Annotated in this window: 22 protein-coding genes; 8 read left to right on the forward strand and 14 right to left on the reverse strand. The window is 68.6% G+C overall.

The genetic code is table 11. The features are described 5' to 3' along the window. Window positions 1-16: 16 nt before the first annotated feature. Window positions 17-490 (reverse strand): hypothetical protein, encoded by a 474-nt coding sequence (locus VGK32_15115; protein ID HEY3383099.1) that lies wholly within the window; start codon window positions 488-490, stop codon window positions 17-19. After that, on the reverse strand, window positions 465-728 hold the full coding sequence (locus VGK32_15120; GenBank protein HEY3383100.1) for a hypothetical protein: 264 nt from the start codon (window positions 726-728) through the stop codon (window positions 465-467). Before VGK32_15120 ends, VGK32_15115 begins: the two co-directional genes overlap by 26 nt. Window positions 729-853: 125 nt before the next feature. Between VGK32_15120 and VGK32_15125 the strand changes: the two genes are divergently transcribed. Then, window positions 854-4,015, forward strand: coding sequence for a glycoside hydrolase family 2 TIM barrel-domain containing protein (locus VGK32_15125; protein HEY3383101.1), 3,162 nt, complete (start codon window positions 854-856; stop codon window positions 4,013-4,015). A gap of 118 nt (window positions 4,016-4,133) precedes the next feature. Here VGK32_15125 and VGK32_15130 read toward each other — a convergent pair whose 3' ends face one another. The 11 genes from VGK32_15130 to VGK32_15180 form a co-directional block, all read right to left on the reverse strand. Continuing rightward, window positions 4,134-5,684 (reverse strand): TolC family protein, encoded by a 1,551-nt coding sequence (locus VGK32_15130; protein ID HEY3383102.1) that lies wholly within the window; start codon window positions 5,682-5,684, stop codon window positions 4,134-4,136. 77 nt (window positions 5,685-5,761) lie between these two features. Continuing rightward, window positions 5,762-8,860 (reverse strand): efflux RND transporter permease subunit, encoded by a 3,099-nt coding sequence (locus tag VGK32_15135; GenBank protein HEY3383103.1) that lies wholly within the window; start codon window positions 8,858-8,860, stop codon window positions 5,762-5,764. Further along, window positions 8,860-9,984, reverse strand: a complete 1,125-nt coding sequence (locus VGK32_15140; protein ID HEY3383104.1) for an efflux RND transporter periplasmic adaptor subunit — start codon at window positions 9,982-9,984, stop codon at window positions 8,860-8,862. The genes VGK32_15135 and VGK32_15140 overlap by 1 nt, the downstream gene beginning before the upstream one ends. Window positions 9,985-10,209: 225 nt before the next feature. Beyond that, complete coding sequence (locus tag VGK32_15145) at window positions 10,210-10,968, reverse strand: LytTR family DNA-binding domain-containing protein (protein HEY3383105.1); 759 nt, start codon at window positions 10,966-10,968, stop codon at window positions 10,210-10,212. After that, entirely contained in the window at window positions 10,965-12,074 is a 1,110-nt protein-coding gene (locus VGK32_15150; protein HEY3383106.1) for a histidine kinase, read from the reverse strand. Before VGK32_15150 ends, VGK32_15145 begins: the two co-directional genes overlap by 4 nt. A 165-nt stretch (window positions 12,075-12,239) precedes the next feature. Further along, window positions 12,240-12,791 carry a hypothetical protein gene (locus VGK32_15155; GenBank protein HEY3383107.1) on the reverse strand — a complete coding sequence of 184 codons (552 nt, stop codon included), beginning with the start codon at window positions 12,789-12,791 and terminating at the stop codon, window positions 12,240-12,242. Between the two features lie 183 nt (window positions 12,792-12,974). Further along, window positions 12,975-13,781, reverse strand: coding sequence for a hypothetical protein (locus tag VGK32_15160; GenBank protein HEY3383108.1), 807 nt, complete (start codon window positions 13,779-13,781; stop codon window positions 12,975-12,977). Window positions 13,782-13,787: 6 nt separating this feature from the next. Beyond that, a complete protein-coding gene (locus VGK32_15165; protein HEY3383109.1) occupies window positions 13,788-14,591 on the reverse strand; it encodes a L,D-transpeptidase family protein in 804 nt (267 codons plus the stop codon). Further along, complete coding sequence (locus tag VGK32_15170; GenBank protein HEY3383110.1) at window positions 14,530-15,702, reverse strand: L,D-transpeptidase; 1,173 nt, start codon at window positions 15,700-15,702, stop codon at window positions 14,530-14,532. The genes VGK32_15165 and VGK32_15170 overlap by 62 nt, the downstream gene beginning before the upstream one ends. Before the next feature lie 40 nt (window positions 15,703-15,742). Continuing rightward, window positions 15,743-16,333: a hypothetical protein gene (locus tag VGK32_15175; GenBank protein ID HEY3383111.1), complete on the reverse strand. Its 591-nt coding sequence runs from the start codon at window positions 16,331-16,333 to the stop codon at window positions 15,743-15,745. Between the two features lie 630 nt (window positions 16,334-16,963). Further along, window positions 16,964-17,941, reverse strand: a complete 978-nt coding sequence (locus VGK32_15180) for a DUF1684 domain-containing protein (protein HEY3383112.1) — start codon at window positions 17,939-17,941, stop codon at window positions 16,964-16,966. A gap of 208 nt (window positions 17,942-18,149) precedes the next feature. Between VGK32_15180 and VGK32_15185 the strand changes: the two genes are divergently transcribed. The 7 genes from VGK32_15185 to VGK32_15215 all read left to right on the forward strand — a co-directional run bounded on the left by VGK32_15185 (window position 18,150) and on the right by VGK32_15215 (window position 24,585). Continuing rightward, window positions 18,150-18,992, forward strand: a complete 843-nt coding sequence (locus VGK32_15185) for a C-GCAxxG-C-C family (seleno)protein (protein HEY3383113.1) — start codon at window positions 18,150-18,152, stop codon at window positions 18,990-18,992. 140 nt (window positions 18,993-19,132) lie between these two features. Continuing rightward, window positions 19,133-20,377 (forward strand): BamA/TamA family outer membrane protein, encoded by a 1,245-nt coding sequence (locus VGK32_15190; protein HEY3383114.1) that lies wholly within the window; start codon window positions 19,133-19,135, stop codon window positions 20,375-20,377. Between the two features lie 17 nt (window positions 20,378-20,394). Beyond that, window positions 20,395-21,036, forward strand: coding sequence for a hypothetical protein (locus VGK32_15195; GenBank protein HEY3383115.1), 642 nt, complete (start codon window positions 20,395-20,397; stop codon window positions 21,034-21,036). A gap of 40 nt (window positions 21,037-21,076) precedes the next feature. Beyond that, on the forward strand, window positions 21,077-22,480 hold the full coding sequence (locus VGK32_15200) for a HAMP domain-containing sensor histidine kinase (GenBank protein HEY3383116.1): 1,404 nt from the start codon (window positions 21,077-21,079) through the stop codon (window positions 22,478-22,480). Next, window positions 22,477-23,829 carry a sigma-54 dependent transcriptional regulator gene (locus VGK32_15205; GenBank protein HEY3383117.1) on the forward strand — a complete coding sequence of 451 codons (1,353 nt, stop codon included), beginning with the start codon at window positions 22,477-22,479 and terminating at the stop codon, window positions 23,827-23,829. Before VGK32_15200 ends, VGK32_15205 begins: the two co-directional genes overlap by 4 nt. 31 nt (window positions 23,830-23,860) lie before the next feature. After that, window positions 23,861-24,148, forward strand: a complete 288-nt coding sequence (locus VGK32_15210; protein ID HEY3383118.1) for a type II toxin-antitoxin system prevent-host-death family antitoxin — start codon at window positions 23,861-23,863, stop codon at window positions 24,146-24,148. Then, window positions 24,091-24,585: a type II toxin-antitoxin system VapC family toxin gene (locus tag VGK32_15215; protein ID HEY3383119.1), complete on the forward strand. Its 495-nt coding sequence runs from the start codon at window positions 24,091-24,093 to the stop codon at window positions 24,583-24,585. The genes VGK32_15210 and VGK32_15215 overlap by 58 nt, the downstream gene beginning before the upstream one ends. Before the next feature lie 63 nt (window positions 24,586-24,648). Here the strand turns inward: VGK32_15215 and VGK32_15220 are convergent, their stop codons facing one another. Next, a complete protein-coding gene (locus VGK32_15220) occupies window positions 24,649-24,915 on the reverse strand; it encodes a hypothetical protein (GenBank protein ID HEY3383120.1) in 267 nt (88 codons plus the stop codon). Window positions 24,916-25,002 lie beyond the last annotated feature (87 nt).

Below are 25,002 nucleotides of genomic sequence, written 5' to 3' on the forward strand. Positions count from 1 at the left end.
TCGGTGCCCGCGGCGGTCAACCTCGCCCCCTGGATCTCTCGACCTCGGCCTCGAAGAGCGGCACGAGATCAGGCTGGCCGAGCGCCTCTTCCAGTACCGCCAGCGTTCGGTGGATCAGCGGCAGGTCGAGAAGGCCAGCCCGATCCATGAGGATGCCGCGGATGTCGTCGATGTCCTTCGGTCGTCCGGCCAACACGACGTCGAGCGCGAGACCCGTCGGCTGGTGAACGAGTGGAAGCACCCGGGCTTGTCGGACGAACTCCGGCGTGGCGACGATGCGCAGGTCGAACGCCCGTCCCTGCAACGCGCTCACCAATTCGCGGCTGTCCAGGGATCCCAGCCGCACGGTCACGTCCACGTCGGTCGTCAAGCGCGGCCGGCCCCAAATCAGGACGGCTTGCGCACCGGACACGTACCACGGCACGCGAAGACGCGCGAGTTCGTGCGAGAGTTCGGCGAGGAGATCAGCGGGACCGGATGCGGACGGCACGGAGGGCCTCGGTCACGCGCAGGTGGACGGCGAGGTCTGCCGCACGTTCGGACTCGGTGGGCCAGTCGGGACGCACGGCCCGCGCATGCTGGCGGAGTTGTTCGCCAATCGCCAAGGTGTCGTCGGCGGTCCGGTCGCGTTTGCGGTCTCGCCAGAACTCGGCCTTCGCCTCGGCGACGAGCGACCAGTCGCGGTGAGCGAACGCGAGGAGATCCTGCCGGTTCACCAAGGCGATCATAATACCGGCACCGTGCCGGCGGTGTCCGCGAAGGGGTGTTCCCACACTCGAAGGGTGAGGAAGCGCTCGCCGCGGGTGCTATGCTGCTCGGGCTGCGGCCTGAAGAGGAAACGCGAGGACAAGCCATGCCCCATGCGAACCGTTACGGCATCACGCTGGTGTGCGGAGTCGTGGCGTCGGTGCTCTGTGCGGCCGGCGTCTCTGCCGCCAATCCGCAGGCCGCCGACCCGCGGACCGAGCGCCAGTACCTGTCCGGCCACGGCCCGAAGGACGCGGTGTCGTGGGAGTTCTCGGTGACGGGCGGCCGGCGCGCCGGCGAGCAGGCCACGATCCCGGTGCCGTCGAACTGGGAGCAGCACGGGTTCGGCCACTACAACTACGGACAGGATGCCGCGCCGAAGAGCACCGAGCACGGGCTCTACCGCCTCCGCTTCGCCGTGCCCGAACCGTGGAAGGGGCGCCGGATCCGCCTCGTGTTCGACGGCGTGATGACCGACGCGACGGTGAAAGTGAATGGCCGTCTCGCGGGTCCGGCGCACCAGGGCGCGTTCTACCGCTTCCACTATGACGTCACGTCCCTCGTGACGTTCGGCGTCGCGGCCGACAACGTGCTCGAGGTGGACGTCGCGAAGGCCTCGGCGAACGCCGACACCGAGATCGCGGAGCGCGGCGGCGACTACTGGGTGTTCGGCGGCATCTTCCGGCCCGTGTGGATCGAGGCCGCGCCGGCGCAGTCGATCGAGCACGTCGCCATCGATGCGAGGGCCGACGGCACGTTCTCGGCGGACGTCACGCTCGCCGCCGTCCGCGACGCCACGGCCGTCGCGGCGCAGATTCTCACCCCGGACGGCACCGCCGTGGGCGCGCCGTTCTCGACCGTGATTCCAGCCGGCGGCGCAGGCCGCGTGCGGCTGGCCGCGAAGGTGGACGGCCCCCGGCTCTGGACCGCCGAGACCCCCGCGCTCTATTCGGTCCGGCTGACCTTGCGCAAGGGCGACGAGGTGCTGCACGCGACGACGGCGCGCTTCGGCTTCCGCACGTTCGAAGTGCGGGCCGGCCAGGGGCTCTTCCTGAACGGCCAGCGCATCCTCCTCAAGGGCGTCAATCGCCACAGCTTCCGCCCCGAAACCGGCCGGAGCCTCGATCGCGACGACTGCTACGACGACGCGCGCCTCATCCGATCGATGAACATGAACGCCGTCCGCATGTCGCACTATCCGCCGGACGAGGCGTTCCTCGAGGCCTGCGACGAACTCGGCCTCTACGTGCTCGACGAGCTGAGCGGCTGGCACCACGCCCACGACACCGAGGTTGGCCGCCGCCTCGTGCGCGAGATGGTCGAGCGCGACGTGAACCACCCGAGCATCCTGTTCTGGGACAACGGAAACGAGGGCGGCTGGAATCGCGAACTCGACGGCGAGTTCGACCTGTACGACCCGCAGCGCCGCCGGGTGCTCCACCCGTGGGAAGTACACGACGACATCGACACGAAGCACTATCCGACCTACGACGACCTGGCGAGGCGCCTGCTCGGGCCGAACCTCGTGATGCCGACCGAGTTCATTCACGGCCTCTACGACGGCGGCGCGGGCGCTGGGCTCGAGGATTACTGGAACGCCATCGCCGGGTCGCCCTTCGGGGCCGGCGGATTCCTGTGGGTCTTCGCCGACGAGGGCATCGCGCGCACGGACCGGAACGGACGCATCGACGTCTTCAGCACCTTCGCCCCCGACGGCATCGTCGGTCCGCGCCACGAGAAGGAGGGCAGCTACTACACGGTGCGCGACGTGTGGTCTCCGGTCCAGGTGACCTCGCCCGTGCTCGACGCGACGTTCGCCGGCACGATCGCGGTGGCCAATCGCTACGACTTCACCTCGCTCGCGCGGTGCCGCTTCGACTGGCGGCTCGTGCGCTACCCCGGACCGGGCGGCAGGAACGCCGCGCCCACCGTGATCTCCGAGGGCAGCGCTCCCGGCCCCGCCGTGGCGCCGCATGCCAGCGGTCAACTGGCCCTGGCCCTTCCCGCACGCTGGCGCGACGCCGATGCGCTGGCGCTCGCCGCAGTCGGCCCGGACGGACAGGAGCTGTGGACGTGGACATGGCCGGTGACAGCGTCCGGCCCGCGCGTGAACGCCCTGGCGGCGCGCCGCGGCGCGTCGCCGAAGGTCGAGAAGATGGCGGGCGAGATTCGTCTCACCTCGGGCGAGGTGACGGCGGTTTTCGACGCCGCCACCGGTCTGCTTCGCAGCCTGCGCCGGGGAGATCGTACGTCCGCCCTCGCGAACGGGCCGCGGGTCGCGTTCGGCCGTCCCGCCTCCGCCGGGCCGGCCGAGTGGCTGCCCTTCGCGCGGGAAGACACCGCCACCGGGACGCGCCAGCTCGCCGCGCCGCACCTGGCCAACGTGATCGAGATCGACCTCGACTACACGCGAGCCGTGTCGTGGGCCGGCCTCAGGCTCGAGCTCTCGGCGGATGGCCGTTCATGGAAGACCGTCTACGACGGCACGCGGCGCGCGGGTGATGGGAAGGCCTTCAGCTTTCCGCCGCAGTCCGTGCTCGCGGTGAGGCTCTCGAACGTGCGACGCTCCGACGGCGGGCCGATGGCCGTCACGGCCGTGCGCCTCGGCTACGCGGCGGGCCGCTTCCCGGCCGCGCCAGCCGCCGCGGGCGTCGTGACGGGCGGAGTGGATCGCGACGCGCGGAGCGGCGAAACCGTCGCGTGGGTCGAGGGTCGCGGCACGGCAGGATTCGACCAGATCCGCTGGACGCTCGGCGGCGACGGATCGCTGCGCCTCGAGTACCGCTACGCGCTCGGCGGCGAGTTTCTCTATCACGGCATCACGTTCGACCACGCCGAGGAGACGATGCGCTCGCTCAGGTGGCTCGGCGACGGTCCGTACCGTGTCTGGCAGAACAGGCGCCGGGGCACGTGGCTCGGCGTTCACGAGATCGCGCGCCACGACATCCAGCCCGGCGAGGCGTGGAGCTATCCCGAGTTTCAAGGCTGCTTCGCGGGCCTGCGCTGGGCGCGGCTCGACACCGCCGCGGGGCCGCTGACGATCGCGAGCGCGACGCCCGACATCTACCTGCGCGTCGGCACGCCGCGGATCGATCACCAGAACACCACCGTCGAGTTCCCCGCGGGTGACGTATCGTTCCTCCACGCCATTCCCGCCATCGGGTCGAAGTTCGTCGCCCCCGACAAGTCCGGCCCGTCGGGGCGTCCGGCCACGGCCTCCGGCAGCTATCGCGGAACGCTGGTCTTCTCGTTCGGCGAGGGGCGATGAGCGTCGGCGGTGTGGAGCTGCACGCTCAGGGCGTAACCCACGCCTTGCGACGTGGGGCCGGTCGTTCCATCGTGGCCAACCAGAGGCCATCTCCCGGGAGAGATCGTCGCACCGGCAGCTATCCGCCTGTTGCCCGGCCCGCTTGCTGGATCGCCTCGAACTCGACGAGGGCGAGGTCGTACGCCAGGATCGCGCCGATCTCGTTCGTCCTGGCCTGCGCGAGATCCCGCTGGGCCTGGATCACGAGGAAGCTGGTGGACATGCCGGCGTCGAACCGCTTGCGCTCGGCCTCGAGCCGCTGCTCGGCGAGCTGGCGCGCGGCGCGGGCGGTCTCAATCCGCCTGGCGTTCATCTCGATCTTCCGCCAGGCGTCCCGCACCTGCAGAATGGCGCGCGACTCGGCGCTCTTCAGCCGCTCGCGCGCCTGCTGGTCCTCGAGTGTGGCGCGGGCGTGGTTCGCGTGCTCGGTGGACTGGCCGATCGGGTAGTTGAAGCTGACGCCGACGAACCAGGTCGGGTAGTTGGCCGAGAACACCTGGTTCATCACGGACCCGAAGCCGGTCTCCGCGCCGGGGCCGACGATCGTGCCGGGAAATCCGCCCGTGCGCAACACCTGCGTGCCGCCGAGACCGTTGGCCTGGTAGCTGGCGTTCAGCCGGACGTCGGGGCGCCGCTGGTTGTCGGTGAACCTCACGGTGAGATCGGCGTTGTCGATTTCCTTGCGCGCCCGGACGAGGTCGGTGCGGTCCTTGAGCGCGGCGGTCACGGCGGCTTCGAGGTCTGGCGAGGCCAGGCCGAGCGGGGGCGAATCGGCGGGCTCGAGGCCCACGCGCCACGCGCTCCGATCGCTCGTGTCGAAGATCAGCGTCCGCAGCACGTCCTCGGCTTCCTTCACCGCCGTCTCCGCGATGATGAGCTGCTCCTGGTCGGCGGCAACCTCGGCCTGCGCCGACACCAGGTCGAGGGGCGGCGACTGGCCGTAGCCCACCTTGACCTTGTTCACCCGCACCAGCTCGCGGGCGAGGTCGAGCGTCGATGTGCGCGCGCCGACATTCGCGATCGCGGTGACGAGGTTCCAGTACGCGCTCTTGACGTTCGCGACGGTCTGCACGAGCGTTTCGCGAAGGCGCGTGTCGGCAATCGCGCGGTTCACGCGGCTCGACGCCAACTGCAGCCGCGCGGAGTCGATCGCGAGGTCGCGGACCAGGGGCTGCGACAGAGACACCGACAGCCCCGACTGCAGCACCGGGTTGTAGCTGTTCAGGAAGCTGTCGCTGCTCGTGTGGACGTAGTCCCACGACACGCTGTACGACGTGCCGTACCACGGCAGCCGTTGGAAGAGGCCCAGGGTTGTCGTGACGGCGTCGTTGCGCGTGGGCGTCGGCACCAGGAAACTCGACGGCGGCTCGAGCTGGTTGTTCCGCTGGAGGCCGGTGTTGAACGTCGGCCGGAAAGCTCCGGCCGCCGCCGCGATCTGTGTGTCCCCAATCTGCGGCGTGATCCGTTCGGCCGCCAGCTCGATGTTGTGATCGAGCGCCATCTTCACGGCGTCGTTCACGGTCAGGCGGAGTGTTTCGGGCTGGGCGGCGGCCGGCATCGCCGGCGCCTGCCCGGATGGCGACGCGGAAACCGCCACCCAGATGGATATCATCAACAGCGTTCGGCGCATGGTCGGTCGTCAATCCTCTCGAGTTGGTGTCGTCAGCCGCGGTGACTTGGAGTCTCTGGCGTCCTCGGTGGTTCAACCTAGCCGCCCGCGGTCCGCGCCTCCGCGAGTTCCGGCATCCGGGTCTCCTCCGAGCCGGACTCGCCGGCCCTGACCGCATGGCGCCGCGCCACGAGCACGTAGATCGACGGCACGACGAACAGCGTGAAGGCCGATCCGATCACCATCCCGGTGACCAGCATCATGCCGATGCTGTTGCGGGCGCCGGCGCCCGGGCCCCGCGCGAACACCAGCGGCAGATGACCCATCACGGTGGCGGCGGTCGTCATCAGGATCGGCCGAAGCCGCGTGGATGCGGCTTCGACGACGGCGTTTAGCTTGTCGCTGCCCGCCTCCTGGAGCTTGTTGGCGAACTCCACGATCAGGATGCCGTTCTTCGACACCAGTCCGACCAGCGTGATCAAGCCGATCTGACTGTAGATGTTGAGCGTCGTCAGGCCGAGGAACGAGAACAGCAGCGACCCGGACAGCGCGAGCGGCACGGATCCCGCCAGGATGATGAACGGATCGCGGAAGCTCTCGAACTGCGCCGCGAGCACGAGGTAGATCAGGATTGCCGACAGGAGGAACGTGCCGAGGAAGTTGCCGCCCTCCGTCCGAAGCTGACGCGACTCGCCCGCGAAGTCCACGGCGAAGCCCTGGCCGGTCGGCAGGATGCGGCGCGCCTCGTCCTCGAGCATGCGCAGCGCGGCGTCCAGGGAGACTCCGGGCGGGATGACGCCCTGGATCCGCACGGCGTTCAACTGCTGGAACCGCTTCAATTCCCTCGGTTCGGTCGTCGTCTTCAGCGTGGCGAAGGTGGACAGCCGCACGAGCTTGTTGCCGGCGCCGGTGACGTAGATGTCCTTCAGTTGATCCGGCGTCAGCCGATTCGCCCGCTTGATCTGCGGGATCACCTTGTAGCTCCGGCCCTGGACGCTGAAGCGGTTCACGAAATCCCCGCCGAGCATCGTCGAGAGGTCGCGGCCCGCCTGCTGGAGATCGACGCCCTGCGATCGGAGCTTGTCCCGGTCGAAGACGACCTCGGCCTGCGGCTGGTCGAACTTCAAGTCGGAGTCGGCGAACATGAACAGGCCGCTCGTGAACGCCTTCTCGACGAGCCGGTTGGCGAACTCGACGAGGCGCTGCGGCTCGGCCGTCGAGGCGACGACGAAGTCCACCGGGAAATCGCCGCCGCCAGGGAGGGCCGGCGGCGCGAGGGAGATGACGCGCACCCCCGCGATCTTCGAGAGCTGCGCCGCGGTCTCGATCTGGAGCTGTTGCGTGCTCTTGGCGCGCTCGTTCCAGGGTTTGGTGACCATGCCGCCAAACCCTCCGGTCGGCAACGTGATCTGGAAGATGCTCTCCGACTCCGGGAACGACCGGTAGATGTCGTAGACCTGCGCGGAGAAGAGCTTCGTCTGATCGAGCGTCGCATTCGGCGCGGCCTGGATGATGCCGAACACCACGCTCTGATCCTCCCTCGGCGCCAGTTCCTTCTGAGAGAAGAGGTAGAAGGGCACCATCAGCAGGGCGACGATCGCCCAGAGGACGAAGACGACCGGCCGGTACTGGAGCGTACCGGTCAACACCCTGGTGTAGAGCAGCCGCACGGCGTCGAAATGGCGGTTGATCATGCCGGCAAACCCGTGCTCGACGGCGCCCGATCGCAACAGCCGCGACGACATCATCGGCGACAAGGTGAGCGCGACGACGCCAGAGACGATCACCGCGCCGGCCAGCGTGAAGGCGAACTCGCGGAACAGCGCGCCCGTGAGGCCGCCCTGCAGGCCGATCGGCGCGTACACGGCCGCGAGCGTGATCGTCATCGCGATGATCGGGCCGACCAGTTCGCGCGCCGCGGCAACGGCCGCGTCGAACGGGCGCTGGCCCATCCGGAGGTGGCGTTCCACGTTCTCCACCATCACGATCGCATCGTCCACGACGAGTCCGACCGACAGCACGATCGCGAGCAGCGTCAGCAGGTTGATCGTGAAACCCGCGACGAGCATCAGGAACACCGCCCCGACAAGAGAGATCGGAATGGCCAGCGCCGGGATGAGCGCCGAGCGCGCGGATCCCAGGAACAGGAAGATCACGAGGATGACGATCAGGAGGGTCTCCGTGAGCGTCTTGAACACCTCGTCGATCGCGTTCTGGATGTAGGTGGTCGAGTCGTAGGGAATGCCGACCTTCATGCCCACGGGGAGCTGCGCTTGGATCTCCCTGACCGCCTCGCGCACCCTGGCGATGACATCGAGCGAGTTCGCCGTCGGCAGCACCCACACGCCCATGAACGTGGAGTTCTGGCCGTTGAAGCGGACGTCCGAGTCGTAGTTCTCGGCGCCGAGCACGACGTCGGCAATCTCTCCGAGCCGGACGACGACGCCCTTGTCCTCCTTCACGACCAACTGCTGGAATTCCTCCGGCGTCTGGAGGTTGGTGTTGGCGATCAGGTTCACCGACACCATCGAGCCCTTGGTCCGGCCGAGGGCGGCGAGGTAGTTGTTCTTCGAGAGGGCGTCGCGCACCTGAGAGGGCGAGATGCCCAGCGCGGCCATCCGCTCGGGCTTGAGCCAGACCCGCATCGCAAACGTCCGGTCGCCGAGGATGTCGGCGCGCTGCACGCCGCTGATGGCCGAGAGCCGTGGCTGGACGACGCGCGTCAGGTAGTCGGTGATCTGGTTCTGGTCGAGGTTGGCGGACGAGAACCCGATGTACATCGCCGCGAACTGGTTGTCCGCGGTTTCGAGCTGGATGATCGGCGCCTGCGCCTCGGGCGGCATGTCGTTCCGCACCTGCGCCACCTTCGCCTGGATCTGCGTGAGCGCGGCGTTGGTGTCGTAGTTGAGCTTCAAGTGGACGGTGATCGTGCTCGCGCCCTGCGCGCTGGACGACTCGAGGTAGTCGATGCCGTCGGCGCTCGCGATGACGCGCTCGAGCGGCGTCGTGATGAAGCCTCGCACCAGGCTCGCGTTGGCGCCGACGTACACGGTCGTGACCCGGACGATCGCGATGTCGCTGCGCGGGTACTGACGCACCGACAGCGCGCGGACGGACTGCAGGCCGGCAATCAGAATCACCAGGTTGACGACGACGGCGAGGATCGGCCGCTTGATGAAGAGATCGGTCAGCTTCATTAGCTGTCCTCCGGCCGAGGCGCCGGCTTGTTGGACGGTCGGACCTTGTTGTTGATCTGAACCGCGGCGCCGTTTCGGAGCTTGAAGACGCCCGAGGTGACCACCTCTTCACCGGGCTTCACGCCCGACAGCACCGCCACCTGATCGCCCCTGGCGCTCCCGAGCTTGACGAACCGCTGCTCCACGCCGCGGTAGGTGGCGCCCTTCGGGTTCTTCATCTCCGCCACGACGAAGACCGAATCGCCGTACGGCGCGTAGTTGACGGCCGACGTCGGGAGAGACACCACCGTGTCGCCGGCGCCCACCGCCGCGTTGGCCTGCACGAACATCCCCGGGTGCAGCGCGCCGCCGGCGTTGGCGCACGTCGCCTGCACCTGGATGTTGCGGGTGGCCTCGTCCACGACCGAATCGATCGCGGTGACCCGGCCGGCAATCTCGGCGTTCGAGTTCTCGATCGAGACACGAACGCCGGTGCCCGACCTGAGCCTGGCGACCTGCTCCTGCGGCACGGAGAAGTTCACGTAGATCGGATTGAGCGCCTGCAGCGACACGATCGGCGCGCCGCCGGCCAGGTACTGGCCGAGGTTGATCTGGCGCAGGCCGAGGACGCCCGAGAACGGCGCCCGGATGGTCTTGCGCGCGATCGTGGCCCGCGTCTCGCCAACGCTCGCCTCGGCCTGCTTCTGCGCGGCTTCGGCCTGGTCGTACTCCGCCTGGGAGATCACGCCTTCTCCTTTCAGGCCGCGCATCCGTTCCAGGTTGACGTTCGACAGGTGACGCTGCGCTTCCGCCGCCGCGAGCTGCGCCTGCTCCTGCCGCGTGTCGAGTTGCGCGAGCGTGTCGCCTTCCTTCACGCTCCGACCCGACTCGAACCCGATCGACACGACGATGCCCGGCAGGTCCGCGCTGACCGTCACGCCGCGGACGGCCGCCACGGTGCCGATCACCGCCAGGGTTGCGGGCCATCGTTCCTCGGTGGCCATCACCGTGGTCACCGCCTCGGGCGGCGGCTGGAACGCGGAGAATTCGGCAATGGCCGAGCGCACCTGCTTCACCTTCACGGCGCCGAGCACGCCAATGACGGCGAACGCGGCGATCAACATCAAGGTCATCCGTTTCTTCATGACAGAGAAACCTCCGTCCTCATCGCTCGACTTCACGTCGTGGAATGCCCATTCCGCTATGACGCGGTGAGGGGCCACGCCGGTTCCCACGGATGAGTTCAACTCTGCTGCGACAGAGGTCACGACGGCCGAGCGGTCTGTCGTGATTCACGTCGAGATCGAGTGGGATTTGACGCGGTGAGAACGGTCAAAGCAAAAGTAAGGCCGGATCGGTCGGCAATGAGGTCACGCCAGGATCTTCAGCAGCACGTCCCGGTATTGCTGGCCCACGGGTATCTGCAGTCCGCCGCGGGTCACGACGATCCACGAGCCCTTCGTCCAGGGCTGGGCTTCCCGTACCCGGTCCAGGTTGACGATCCAGGAGCGGTGGATCCGCAGGAATCGTTGCGGATCCAGCTTGGCTTCGAGGGCCGACAGCGTGCTGCGCAGGATGTGCTTCGCCCGTTCGCAGTGGACGCACACATAGTTCCCCGTGGCCTCGAGCGCGTGGATCTCGGTGGTGGGAACCAGGAGGTACCGTTCTCGGTCCCGCACGACGATGTGGGGGCGCACCGACTGCCTGCGCTCGTGCATGTCGAGCATGGCCTGGATGCGCCGGTCGAGGTCGTCCCGGTTCTGCCGAGCCAGGACTTCCCGCGCCCGGTCCAGCGACTCCGTGAAGCGTTCCGGGTCGATGGGTTTGGTGAGGTAGTCCAGCGCATTCAGGCGAAACGCCTCGAGGGCGAACTCGTCGAAGGCGGTCACGAAGACGACGACCGGCAGGGAACCCTCCCGGCGCCAGGTCTCCGCCACTTCCAAACCACTCACGCCAGGCATCTGGATGTCCAGGAAGACCACATCGGGCGCCAGTTCCTGGAAGGCCTCGAGGGCCGAAGGTCCGTCTCCCCGCTCGCCCACCACCTGAACATCCGCATGGGCTGCCAGCAGCGTGCGCAGCCGCTCCCTCACCAGAGGCTCGTCGTCCACGACCAGGCACCGGATCATGACCGTTCTGCCTCCAGGGGAATCTGAATCCTGACGCGGAAGCCGCCGTTCGGTCGGGTGTCGATCTCCAGCCGGCCTCGTTCGCCGTACATGGCGTGGAGGCGTTCCCGCGTGTTGCCGATACCCACGCCGGGACGAAGCGGGAGAGTCGTTCCAAGACCGTCGTCCTCGACGGTCAGGACGAGCGAGGGCCCTTCGGACGCCGCAGAGACCTTCAGTCGCCCCGGCCCCACCTTCGGGGAGAGGCCATGACGAATGGCGTTCTCGACGACCGGGAGAAGAATGAGACTTGGCACCTGGACATCGAGCAGCGTCACGTCCACGCTCCACTCGACGCGCAGGCGGTCGTCGAATCGGGCCTGCTCGATCTCCAGGTACTTCCGGGTCAGCTCCATCTCCAGCACCAGGCCCATGGTGTGCCTGGATGCATCGTCGAGCATGGCTCGCAGCAGGCTGGAGAGGCGCATGAGCAGCCGGTCGGCGGTCTTGGGATCGCGATGGAGCAGCGTCGAGATGGCCTGGAGCGCGTTGAAGAGGAAATGGGGATGGATCTGTCGCTGAAGCAGGGCCAGGCGGGCTTCGGAGAGCTGACCCGCCAGGCGCTCGGCCTGGACCTCCTCCTCCCGGCGAGCCCTCGCATTGCGCATGGCCGCGGCCCCGACCAGGATGAGCAGGTAGACGAACGGCACATTGATGAAGCTGCCGAGCACGTTCTTCCTGGTTGGCAGCCAGAGCGTGAGGTGGGGCGCGCTCCAGCCGGACGCATACCAGGCCCACGCGAGATTGACGCCGCGCTGGATGAACCAGTAGGGGATGAAGACCAGGACCATGCCCAGGCAATGAGCGGCCAGGACGCGTCCCAGGCCCAGCCGCTCGATCCGGACGCGGCGGTCCATGGCGAGCACGATTGGGGCGAGGAAGGCCCAGGGCATGATGCCGACGAGCTCGCCCCAGATGAGATCCGGCCAGGCCCCGCCGAGCCCCCTCCCCTGGAGAATCCACAGCAGCGCCAGCCCCCCGAAGACCAGGAGGCGGAAGCCCAGGCGGTCCCACGAGAGCAGGAAGTCCGCCATGCGGGGCGCGTCGGTTGCCTTGTCGGCCGTCATCGTCGAACCTGCCGGATCTCCATGTCTCCTGGCCGCCGATGTTCAGGAGACGCGCGTGGCCACCCAATATATGCGATGTGCGCCGTCTGCCCACGCATTCTCGTGGAGCGAACGTCCGGCGCACAAGGCGCAGGTGTCTGGGTGGTCCTGTGGGCGCTCGTGCGGCTATGCCAGCTTGACCTCGACCACGCAGCGCTTACTGCCGCCGAGCTTCGATTCCTTGAGGAACACCTGGACCGGTCGTCCGAGAATGCCCTCGAACGATTCCTTCTGGTAGCCAACCGAGCAGTTGCACCAGAACGCAGGGGTCCGCTTGTTGTCCACCATCGGGCAATTGCACTCGCCTTCGGGCCCGACGATGGTGATGACGCCCTTCTGCTTGTCCCAGGTGAACTCGGTGCCCCAGTTCTTCTTCGCTTCGGCGAAGTACCCTTCAGGGTCGCCCTTGAACTTGACATGGAGCTGGCCCAGCTTGGCGCACTCCCGGCCGGTCTTCTCGATGATCCCGGCGCAGGCCTCCGCCGCCGGGCCGGCGGCCATGAAGCCGGCCATCTTGGCGATCTGGTACCGGGCGAAGGCGAGCCGCTGGTCCGGGGGCTCGGTCGCCGGCTTGTCGCCACCTGCCGCGTGCAACAGCCCGGGCGCACCGATTAGATTCAGCGCGCATCCGCACACGCCGAGACCGCACGCGCTCTTCAGGAACTCTTTGCGATTCACATGTCCTCCCTTCCGGGCGGGCCCGCGCCTCGTCCGGCCATTCGTGATGTGGCAGACCTCTCGCGAGAGTGTTCGCCACTCCTGGCCCGGGCGCAGCCGGAATGTGCCGGAAGGCGGAGAATGCGGGACGAACGGAGTGTTTGCGGGTGTGGGCCGGCGCTACCGGTCCCGCCGCGTCGCCTGCTATGGGTTTCCTGGCGCCGCCGGTGCGCGCACGGGCGCGGACGACGGGCGTGGCGTGCTTCGGGGCGCGGGGAGAGAATCCCGAGAGAGCACGATCATCCGCACACCGGGCGGCAGTGACCGGTAGAGCGATGCCGCATCCTTCGGGCCGAGCGCGATGCGCAGCCGCACGCTGTCGTGGTCCCTGCTGGAGAGGGCCGCCACGACATCGTGCCATTTCGCGCTCCACCACGCGCGGAGGCGCGCCATCCGTCCCGCGTCCCGATCGACGTCCAGCGGACGAACCTCGATCGACCGCCCGTCGTCGAACCGCACCTGGTACCGCGTCGGGATCGGGTACAGCTCTTCGGGCGTCGGTGGCACGGGCGGGGCCTCGGGCTCGGCGGCGTCCTTGGTGGGCGGCGCGGCCTGGATGACGAGCCGATCGAGCTGGCGCGGAGGATCGAGTTCACCGTGCGACCAGATGACGTCCTGCCACGGCCGCGGATCGCGGCGCGTGATCCAGGTCACCCGCGGCTGGCCCACCTGAAGGCCCACGACGCGATACCGCTGGAGCTCGGCGCCGTTCAGCATCAGCGTGAGATCGGCGGCGGCAGGGTCGAGCACGAGGTAGAACTCCTTGCCGTCGGCCAACTGGATCTGTCGCTCCAGGAGGCCGTTGAGCCGCTGAAGTCTCGCCGCCCGCGCCGAGTTGCCCGACGGGTCCGGCGTGGCCTCGTCCTTCGCACACGAGGTGGCCGCGAGGGCGGCCGTTCCGGCGACGAGCATCGCCAGCCAGGTCCGCGTGAACGCGTGGTGATGTGCCATGGCGTCTCAGTAGATGAAGATGTGGGTGCCGATCCGCGCGTTCGCCCAGACCTGCCGCAGGTCGTCGCGTCCGACGCGGATGCAGCCGTGCGAGACGGCACGGCCCAGCAGGCGTTCGTAGAGCGTTCCGTGGATCATGTAGCCGTTGCCGAAGTTGAGGGCGTACTCCCCGAGCGAGCCCGACTCGAGCCGGTCGGCCGGGTTGACGGGGATCGGCTGGTTTTCCTCCACGAAGGCCCAGTCGGGCTTTGCCCACACCGGGTTGCGCCTCATCGACAGAACCTCGAACCGTCCTCGCGGCGAGTCGAACACCCACTCTCGCTTCTTGCCGCCGGACTCCTTCAGTACCATCCCCGACCCGGCCGAGCACTTCGCCTCGAGCAGCGTGTCGTCATCGCGCTTGAGGTAGAGCCGGTTCTGCGTCTGGTCGATGACGATGTAGACGCCTCGGGGGACGGTCGCCTTGAGACGCGCGGTGAGGTCGCGGTTCCGCCGGTCGAGACGCACGGCCCCTTGCCTCAGTTCCCGTTCGGTGGTCGCCGCTTTGGCCACGATCGGAGGCGGTTGGTCGACATACGGCTCGTAGTGGTAGCCGGTGCCGGCCCAGGCGATGCTGGCGAGCAGCGCGGCGATCCCGGCCGCGACGGCTGTCGATCGCCGGTCGAGGGGAACCGGACCGAGGCGGCGCGGCCCGCGCACGACGCTCCGAGCCTGGTCGGCCTCCGGAGGCTGGGCGGCCGGGCGAGGTTCAGGGTCTGCGGTCGGCGGCGTCCCGGCGGCGTCCCCTGGCGAACTCGGCAATGGGTCCATAGGTGTCGCTCCCGACAATGGTCACGGGTGTGCCCACGCTCACGCGGCCGAACAGGTCCTCGATCTCCGGATTGGTGACCGCGACGCACCCTTCCGTCCAGTCGCGGCGACGCCCGCCTCCGCCATGGATCTCGATGAGCCCGCCGATTCGGGCCGACGCCGGGATGTCGCCGCGGCGACGAGCGCGGCCGAACTCCGCACGATCGCCGGCGTTGGGATAGTCGATGAGCAGCGCCTTGTAGAAGTCGGACGCCAGGTGGTCCAGCCGAGCCACGACGCGGTAGCGTCCCTCGGGCGTGGAGCCGTCGCCCTCCCGGCGTTTGTCGGCAATCCAGTTGAAGCCGAGTTCGACGGTATAGGTCTTCACCGGCTCGCCGCGCACGAAGAGCGTCATCTCGTGCGCGTCCTTCACGACGACGATGGCCGCGCGCCCCTCGCGTCGGGACCAGGCAATCGTCTCGCGTTTCCAGCCCTGCCATCGCGCGATCGTCCCGGCGTCGGCGTACCGGGCCGCGAGCGCGGCGGCCCGGTCGCGGACCTGGTCGGCCAGCGCCGCCGCCACCCGGGCGCGCGCCGCGGCCGTCTCGAGATCGCCCGCGTGCTGGTAGGCACGTGCCTCGTCGAGGACGGTGCGTGAGGTCGCCAGGAGTTGTCGATCGGGTCCGAGGTAGATCGTCGCCGCGGCCGTCTCGGCGGCCGCGACCGCCTGGCTGGCCTTGTCGATCTGCTCGCCGGCGGAGTTGGCTCCTGCGGCGCGCCGGTCGCGTGCCGACCGCTCAGCGGCGCGCGCGGAGGCTTCGGCCGCCGACCACGCGGCGACGACGGGCGCCGCGTCGGGGATTGGCCACACGCGAACCTGCTCGACGCGCTGCCGCGTGAGCGCCTCGCGCGACGCACGTTCGGCGACCGCCAACTCGTCCGGCGCCCAGTGCATCGCGTTCGCGGCTCGCGCGGCACCGACGGCGGAGCCGGCGGCGGCGGCCGCCATCTGCATCATCGCGCCGCGGCGAAGCGCCACGCCTCGCACGGCCAACGCCGCGCCGGCCAGGCACACCACACCAACGGCCACTGCGCCGGCCGTCCGCCACGCATGGCGACTACCGCGCCGCATGAGCCTCACCCCGCACGTCGTCGCTGCTCCGAGACCAGCGCTACTTCTTCTTGACGGCCATGGCCGCCTCGACCGAGGTCTTGACCGTCGTGGCCGCGTTCTTCGCCGACTCCGCCTTCGCCTTCACCTCGAGGAACTTCGCCGTGCCCATGGCCGCCTCGGCCTCGGTGATGGTGGTCGCCGCGTTGGTGAGGTCGGTCTTCATGGCCGCGATGTCGGCAGCCGAGCCCTTGCCCTTCGGCGCCTTGTCGAGGAGGCCCTGAGCCTCGGTGAGCGCGGCCTTCGCGTCGGCGATGGCCTGGGTGGCGTCGGCCTTCGCCTTCTCCTTGCCGGCCGCGGCGTCCGCGGCGGCCTTCTCGCCGGCGGCCTTCGCGGCGAGGGCGAGGTCCTTGGCCTTGTCGAACGACTTGAACATCTTGCCGTCCTGCGCCTTCAGTTCGGCGTCGAGCGCGGCCTGGGCGTCCTCGGCCGCCTTCAACGACGCGGCGGCGTACTCGCCCGCGCCAGCCGTGCCGGCGGCGGTGATCGCGGCCTTCGCTGCATCGATGTCGGCTGTCGGCGGCGTGCCGCAGCCGACGACTGTGACGGCCAGGCCGAGAACCAGGATGGAAAGTCCGAGACGAATGCGCATGATCTGTCTCCTTTGAACGGTGTCCCGCGACCTCACTCCGGGCCTCGGGAACGCACGGCGGATCATACTACTGCCCGACCGTGACGGCACGTGTTCCCTTCGCGCGCGGACGGGGACGGGGCCATGATGGACCCGGTTGCTTCGCCGTCGCGCCGTGGCCGATGCCGTGGGAACCCTGATGTGACCTCTTCCAGCCTTCGGATCCGCATTGTCGCACTGGTGATGCTGGCGGCGAGTCCGGGCGTCGTCGTGCCCTGCTGCGCCATCGGTACCCAGCGCCGAGCTGCGCGCGAGGCATCCTCGAGGGCCTCGCCAGCCATCCTTCCATCGTGGCCCTCGACGCCACGGCGCCCAACCGCGACTTGTTCTGCAGCTCGCTGCCCTCGCCCGGGTCCCTCAATCTCATGGACCGTGAGTACGTCAGGAGGGCGCTGGCCACCCGACAGTTCACGGTCGGGGAGTTCCGGATCGGGCGGCTCAACGGCCGACCGGTGCTGGCGTGTGCCCTGCCGCTGCTCCGTTTGCCCTGCCGCTGCTCGACGAGGCGGGCGCGCCCGCGATCCTGATCGTCGTCCCCACCAGGAGGCGCATCGATTCGTGGGTCATGGTTGCCGCCGGTGGACGGTTGGGTCAATGCCGCGCCGGGTACTTCATCTCGCCCGCGCGAATCGGCACCGTGAGCAGGTTCTCCTTCGGCGGAATCGGGCAGTTGTAATGAGGCGAGTAGTTGCACAGCGGGTTGGTCGCCTTGTTGAAGTCCAGCACGTAGGTGCCGCCGGCCTCCGCGCACGGGATGAACAGGTAGCGGCCAACCTCGTACGTCTCGTTGCCCGTCGTCAGGTCGCGGAATGCCACGAACAGCTCATCGCCGGCCTTGGGTGACGCGACACTCGCCAGGACCGTCAGGCGCTGCGCGGTTCGGTCGACGCTGAACTCGAAGGTTCCCACCCGAAAGTACTCCTTCCGCAGACCCCGACTCGTCGTGATCGTCACCGGCGCGGGGGTCGGGTTCGCCACGTAGCGGGCCTTCACCTGGAGTGATGGAGCGGGCGGGTACCACTTCAGGCCTGCGTAGGCTGTTCGCGCGGGCAACTCGGGATCGAACACCCGCGCGTTTCCCGTGTCCGGCCGCGCGTACAACTCCACGAAGAACCTGCCGATGCGGACCACCTCGCGCGGCGCGAGCTTCGTCCGTCCGGTCACGGCCGCACCCGGCAGTCCCGAGACGTCACCCTCGCCGCTCGTCTTGACCACGAGGGGAGGCGTTCCCGCCACCGGCGTCACCCAGAACGCGCCGGCGTCCAAGGTGAGTTCGATGATGTCAGGCGCCGCGGGACTCGTGCCGAACTCCGCGCCGGAGGGCCCAATCCCGAGACGCATCGCCTGCCCTGGTGAGAAGTACTGCACGGCAACCGCCGTGAACGGCGACATCGGTGCGTTCGCGTACGCGTCATCGGCTGTCTTGTGCGAAGCCAGGATCGCGGCAACCGGGTCGGTCGGCGTTGCGGCGGGCTTCTGCGCGCCGCCTTGCGCGGGTGCGACACAGGGAACCGCCAGCGCCGCCATCATCACCAGGACAATCCGTCTTCGCAGACTGTTTCCGCTCATGAGTACCTACGACTTTCTGTGGGCAGCGGTGGACGCCGCCGTCGCTGATGTGAAACCGACGTTTGCGCCGGCGTGCGGACCAGGAAGCAGTATACGGCGCCGGCCGGCGTAACATACTCGGACGGTCGGCCTGCCGTGACCGGGCCAGGCGGTGGCACGATCCACCCGCGCGACCGGAAGCGATAGAGTGGGGGTGGGAGCAAACGTAATGACCAAAGCGGGCAACCGGATCTCGTCGATAGGAACCACGCGCACATTTCTCGCGGTCGGGGCCTGCTCGGAGGCGCTGTTCAACGTCCTGGACCGCGCGTTCGAACACCCCTTGAAGGCCGAGGAGCACGCCGCCGTGCCCTTCGCGGGCGGAATCATGCAGCACGGCTACCAGTGCGGCATGATTTGGGGCGCGGCGCTGGCCGCAGGGGCACAGGCGTATCGACGCTTCGGTTCGGGTCCCGAAGCCGAGATGAGGGCGATCATCGCCGCACGAAGGCTCGTGGACGCCTTCCGCGCCCGCAATGGACACATCAACTGTCTCGAGATCACCGACCTGGACCAGTCGTCGTCAACCATGAAGATGATGACCTATTTCCTCCTGAAAGGCGGGACCATCGGTTGTTTTCGCATGGCCGCGAAATATGCCCCGGTCGCGTTCAGTGAGATAGACGCGGCTCTCTCCGACGCGCACGTCGAGGCGCCCTCCGCTCCGGTGAGTTGCGCGGCGATGCTGGCGCGGAAGATGGGTGCATCCGACGTGCACGCCGTCATGGCCGCGGGACTGGCGGGCGGAATCGGCCTGTGTGGAGGTGCCTGCGGGGCGTTGGGGGCCGCGATCTGGATCATCGGGATGAGAGACAGCAGGGAACGAGACGGCAAGGTCGGTTTCAGGGATCCCGGCGCGGCGAGGGCCATTGAAGCGTTCATGAAGTGCACCGACTACGAATTCGAGTGCTCCGAGATAGTCGGACGGAGATTCGAGAGCGTCGGCGACCACGCCGGGCACGTTTGCGCTGGAGGCTGCTCGAAGATCATCGAGACGTTGGCTGCTCAGTGATGCCAGCGGGGGCGGGCCGACCGGGAGGAACGCGCACACCTGTGACGGAGGTTCACGGCTGCTCGCGCCCCACGCCTCGTCCTGTCAAGCACTTGCGGTATGGCTCGAAGGTTGCTGTGGCACCGGGCATGATTCAGCGCATGACACGCCTCGCCCTCGTCCTGCTCCTGTTCGTGCCCGGCGTCGCGTTCGGTCGGGGGCCGCAGGCCCCGACCAACGTCAACACTCGCTACGAGGTCGAGAGCGTCTCGGTCTCCGGCGTCTCGGACTCGACGATCAGCCGGTCGCTGCGCCGCGACATGCAGAAGCTCGTTGGGAACAAGTACGATCCCGACGCAGCCGACCATTTCGCCCACAGACTGCGGAGCGAGCTGCAGGGCTACACGGTGACCGTCAAGGTGAAGCGCGGCGAGCGTCCCGACTGCGTCAAGGTCGTCTACGACGCGGAGCGAACCCGGAGACCCTCGTTCGACGCGCGCGTGTCGCCGCTTCTCTACACCACCCACGACGGATTCAGCGGCGCCATCGTGCCCGGCTTCGAGACGCACCACAACTACTTCTCGTTCGGTCTCGTCAGCAGCGCCGACGAACTGCTCGAGCGCAACAATGGTGTGCTCCTGCGCTACGAGCACCGCAGGGTTGGAACCGACAAGGTGCAGGTCGGCTTCGAGTACGACTACTTCCACCCCTCCTTCGAGAGTGAGACGGAGGCGGCCCTCGTGACTGCTCCCTGGGTTCCCGGGACCTACCGCCGGCGGGAGGTCTTCTCGCCTTCGGTCTCGGTTCTTCCGATCCGGGACATCAAGGTGACGTTCGGCGGCAGTTTCCAGACGCTGGAGATGCAGTACCCGACGCCCCACGACCAGGCCGCAAACGCATTCACCTTCGGCGTGCAGTTCCGGCGCGACGTGCGGCCGCGCCGCGGTCTCCGCCACTCGATCGGCGCCGAATACAGCGTGCGCGACGCGACATCGACGCTCGAGAGCGACTTCTCCTACACCCGACACCTGGTCGCGGCCGACTACACGCTCCGCGTGAGACGACAGTCGTTCGGGCTCCACTTCCAGGGCGGTCACCTCAGCGGCCGGGCCCCGCTGTTCGAGCGCTTCTCGATCGGCAACGCCACGACGCTGCGAGGATGGGACAAGTTCGACGTCGCCCCGCTCGGCGGCAGCCGGCTCGCCTACGGCTCGCTCGAGTACCGATACCGTCCGTTCCAGGTGTTCTACGACTTCGGCTCGGTCTGGGAGCCGTCGCAGGGTGTGGACGTGAAACACAGCGTCGGGGTCGGGTTGGCGTGGAAGAACGGCTTCTTCATGTCGCTAGGGATCCCCCTCCGGTTCCACGGCGTGACACCCGCGTTCATGTTCGGCTTCAGGCGCTAGTTCCGCGGGTGACTGACATGACCCAGCCATTCATCACCTGCGGCACCGACCACCCGCACCGGCGCGGCCGGCGCCGCGTCCGGGCGTTGCTCGGTGCGGCCGTGGCGCTTGCCGTGTTCTCTCACCTGTCGGCGCAGTCCGCGCTGTTGAAGGTCGAACGCGACGGTGATCGCCTCCGTCTCTCGGCTCCCCAGTTTCACGTCCTCACGGGCACGCCGCTCCAGCGCTTGCGCGATGGCAGGTCGGTGACCTACGTCTTCTCCGCATCGCTCCAGGTCGAACGCGGGGGGGCGCGAGGTGCCAGCCTCACGCGGCAGGTGATCTTCAGCTACGACCTCTGGGAAGAGCGATTCTCGGTGGCGCAGGTGGACGACCCGAAGGTGGCCAGGTCGCACCTGACGGCCGCGGCGGCAGAGGCCTGGTGCCTCGAGCTCCTGGCGCTGCCGGTCCGGGCCGCCCCGGCGGACAAAACCTTCGTGGTAAAGTTGGAATGCTCGTTGCGCGAGGAAGGCGCGCAGGCCGCCGACGCGCCTTCGGCCGCGACGTTCACGGGCTTGATCGACCTGCTCAGCCGCAAGACACGCGCGGCGCCGCCCCGCTGGGAGGCGGTTTCCCTCCCGCAGCGGCTCGCCGACATCAAGGACAAGGCGCCGAAGTGACCGAGCGAGCACGCCGGGGTGGGGAGGGCCGACTCTCGACATGGGCGTGAATCGGCTGCGCCACAAGCTCGTCCTGGTGTTCCTGGCGGCCACACTGCTGCCGCTGGCCGCGATCCTCTGGATGAGTTCCGCCCTGATGTCGCGGAGCCTGGCCTTCGTCGCCACCGACGATGTGGCGACGCTCGCCGGCTCGCTCGAGGGCGTGGGCCGCGAGTACTACCGGCAGACCCGGCAGCACCTGAAGGACGAGGCCATCTCCGGCCGACTCGATCCGCAGCGTCTCGCCGAGTCCTCGCGGGCGGGTTGGCCGGCGCCGCTCCAGCATTTCTGGGACAGCTCCGAGGCTGAGCGCTTCATCCTGTCCGAGCCTGACGGTGAACGCCTGCACTACGCGGTGAGGCGGGACCATCAGCTGTGGCTCTACACCACGTCCCTCGACGGCGTCCGCATGGGCGAGATCACGCGGCAGATTCGCGAGGCGCGCGCCCGCGCCGGCGAACTCCGTCAGCGCAATCTCCCGCGCGGGTTCACGCTGGCCCTGGTGCTCTCGAGCGCGCTCGTCTGGGTCTTCTCGCTCTCTGTCGTGTTCTACCTGTCGATCCGCATCAGCCGGCCGATCCAGCAGTTGACGGCGGGGCTCGGGGACGTGGCGGCCGGCCGTTTTGGCACGCGTCTCCAGTCCACCGGGCGAGACGAGATCGGCCTCGCGATCGAGGCGTTCAACCAGACGGCCGGTCACCTGCAGCAGAGCCGGGACCGCCTCGTGTATCTGACACAGGTGGCGAGCTGGCAACTGCTGGCGCGCAAGATGGCGCACGAGTTGAAGAACTCCCTCACGCCGATTCGGCTCACCGTGGAGGAGATCGTGGCGCGGCAGTCGTCGGCCGGCCCGGAGTTCTTCGAGCAGGCCGCCGCGATCGTGGTGGACGAGGTGACGAGCCTCGAGCGCCGCGTTCGCGCGTTCTCGGAGTTCGCCGCCGAACCCGAGGTGCATCCGGCCCGGCTCGATCTCGATGCCATCGTTCGCGAGCGCGTGCAGTTCCTGCGCGGCGGGCATCCCGGGGTCTCCTACCAGGTCGCCTCGTCCCAGGACGCGCCGACCGGCTGGGCGGACGGAGACCACGTGAAGGGTATCGTGACCAACCTCCTGGAAAACGCCGCCGAGGCCGCCGGAGATGGTGGCGTGGTGCTGGCGGTCGCAGGCAGGTCGGGGCACGACGCGGTCGTCGAAGTGCACGACTCGGGGCCGGGCGTGAGCGGGGACGCCCGCGCGCGGCTCTTCGAGCCCTCCATCTCGTTCAAGAAGCACGGCATGGGGCTCGGCCTGGCCATCTCGCGCAAGAACGCGCTGCTCGCCGGCGGAGACCTCACCCTGATCGAGGGGCGACTCGGCGGCGCCGGGTTCAGGCTGGCGATCCCGACTTCGGAGAGAGCCGAACGATGACCGCGAAGACGATCGTGATCGTGGACGATGAGGAGAACGTCGGCGCCTCGCTTCGGCTGGTGCTGGAAGGCGCGGGTTACGTGGTGGCTGTGTGCCGCTCCGCCGCCGACTTCCGGCGGCGACTGGCCCGCTCGCACGCCGAGGCCTACCTGCTGGACGTGCGCCTGCCCGACGCCAACGGCATCGAGCTGCTCCCGCTCGTCGCCGAGCAGCGCCCGCACGCGCCGGTGATCATGATTTCGGGACACGCGACCATTGCCGACGCGGTGGCGGCGACCCGCGCGGGGGCCTTCGACTTCCTCGAGAAGCCGCTCGGGCGCGACCGGCTGCTGCTGGTATTGAAGAACGCGCTCGAGCAGGCGGCCCTGCAGCGGGAGAACGCGCGGCTGCGCGAACTGGTTGGTGACGCGCCCCGCATGATCGGATCGAGCGCGGCCTTCCAGCGTGTGCTCGAACAGGCGACACAGGTGGCGCGATCCGACGCCCGGGTGCTGCTGACGGGGGAATCGGGCACGGGCAAGGAACTGCTGGCGGCGCACATGCACCGGAACAGTCCGTTCGCGACGGGCCCGTTCGTGAAGGTCAACTGTGCGGCCATTCCCGTGGACCTGCTCGAGAGCGAACTGTTCGGTCACGAGAAGGGCGCATTCACCGGCGCGACCTCGAGCCGGCGCGGCAAGTTCGAGTTGGCCGACGGGGGGACGATCTTCCTCGACGAAGTGCGCGACCTGCACGAGGCGTCGCAGGCCAAGCTCCTTCGGGTACTGCAGGAGGGGGAATTCCAGCGCGTCGGGGGCGAGCGCACCATGCAGGTCACCGTCCGCGTCGTCTCCGCGACCAACCAGGACCTGGCGGCGCTCGTGGCGGAGAAGAAGTTCCGCGAGGACCTGTACTATCGCCTGAGCGTCGTTCCGATTCGCGTGCCGCCGCTCAGGGAACGCCCCGAGGACATCCGCCCGCTGGCGGAGTACTTCGTCGACGAGTTCTGCCGCCGCAACAACTTCAAGCCCAAGCGGATCGACGGCGGCGTGTTCGAGGAGTTCCGCGCGTACCGATGGCCCGGCAACATTCGCGAACTGCGGAACGTCGTCGAGCGGATGGCCATTCTCGCGCCGGATCCGATCACCGCCGACGCGGTCCCGGTCGAGATCCGGCTGTCCCACCAGCCGGGCGCGCCGTCCACGCTCGAAGAGACACGCGCCCAGGCCGAGCGCGACCTGGTGCGCGAGGCGCTCGCCCACGCCGGCTGGAACATCTCGGCCGCCGCCCGCGCTCTGGGGATCGAGCGCACGCGCCTGCACAAGCGGATCCGGGCCCTCGGCCTCGAACGCGAGGGCCGGGGCCGTTGACTCGACGTCTCGATGTAGGCACAATGACCACATGGAGCGAACAGCCGTCGGCGCGCGAGAGCTGAAGACGCGGCTCGGCACGTATCTCCGCCGCGTTCGCGCAGGGCGCATCGTGCTCGTGACGGACCGCGGCGAGCCGGTAGCGGAACTGCGGCCGCTGCCTCCCGACTCCAGCGTGCCCGCGGCCCTGTTGAAACTCTCCGGCAGGCGGGCCGTGACCCTTCCCGCTCGTGAATCGATGGCGGCCTTCCGGCCGATCCGGTGCACGGGACGTTCGCTGTCCTCGGCCGTTCTCGAGGACCGGGAGGAGCGTCTCTGATCCGCTACTTCGACGCGAGCGCGTTGGTGAAGCGTTACGTCCGGGAACCTGGCGCCGCGGCGGTCCGCCGTCTGCTCGAGGCGGATTCGGCAGCTGCAAGCCGCCTCTCGGAGGTAGAGGTCTCGTCCGCGCTGGTTCGCCGCGCGCGGGAAGGCGCGTTCTCGATCGTGGATCGGGACCGGGCGCTGGCCTCGCTCGCCGACGACGTCGCGACGTGGATCGTCGTCGAGTGCACTCCGGAGGTTGCGGCCGACGCGCGAGCACTCCTGCTTCGCCATCGGCTGCGGGCCGGTGATGCCGTGCAGCTCGCGAGCTGCCTCTTCCTGCAACGCGAGGTGCGCCAGCCCGTGCCCTTCGTCGCGTTCGACGACCGGCTGACGGAGGCGGCCCGGCACGAGGGGTTGACCGTTGAATCTCTGCCGAAGGGCCGACGGTGAGGTCGGCGAGCGCCAGGGCATCATGGTTCGGCGGGGCTCACGACGCGCTGCGCTCCACTCGAGCTATCGTTTCCGTTTCGCGATGGTCGTCCTTCTCTTGAACTCGATGCTGACGCCCGGGAGCCCCTTCACGTCGAACGTCGTTCCCTGCGCGGAGACCAGTTCCCGATCGGGCTGGCCGGGAAGCCGCGCGTCCGCATCGCCGCGTCTGCCCGCCGGGTGAAGACGGTCTGCGTCACCTTCGGCTCGAACGGAATCGCGACGCCCGTCAGATCCATTCTGCGCCGATCGGCGGTCGAGGACGATCTCGACGCGGAACTGCGTGTCCACCTGCTGATTCGCGCGGAAGATCTCGAGCGAAGTGGCCTGTCGCGCGTCGAGGCGGAACGGCGGGCGCCCTTCCGGCGGTTCGGGCGT

It is taken from the genome of Vicinamibacterales bacterium (assembly GCA_036504215.1).
GTDB lineage: Bacteria > Acidobacteriota > Vicinamibacteria > Vicinamibacterales > Fen-181 > FEN-299.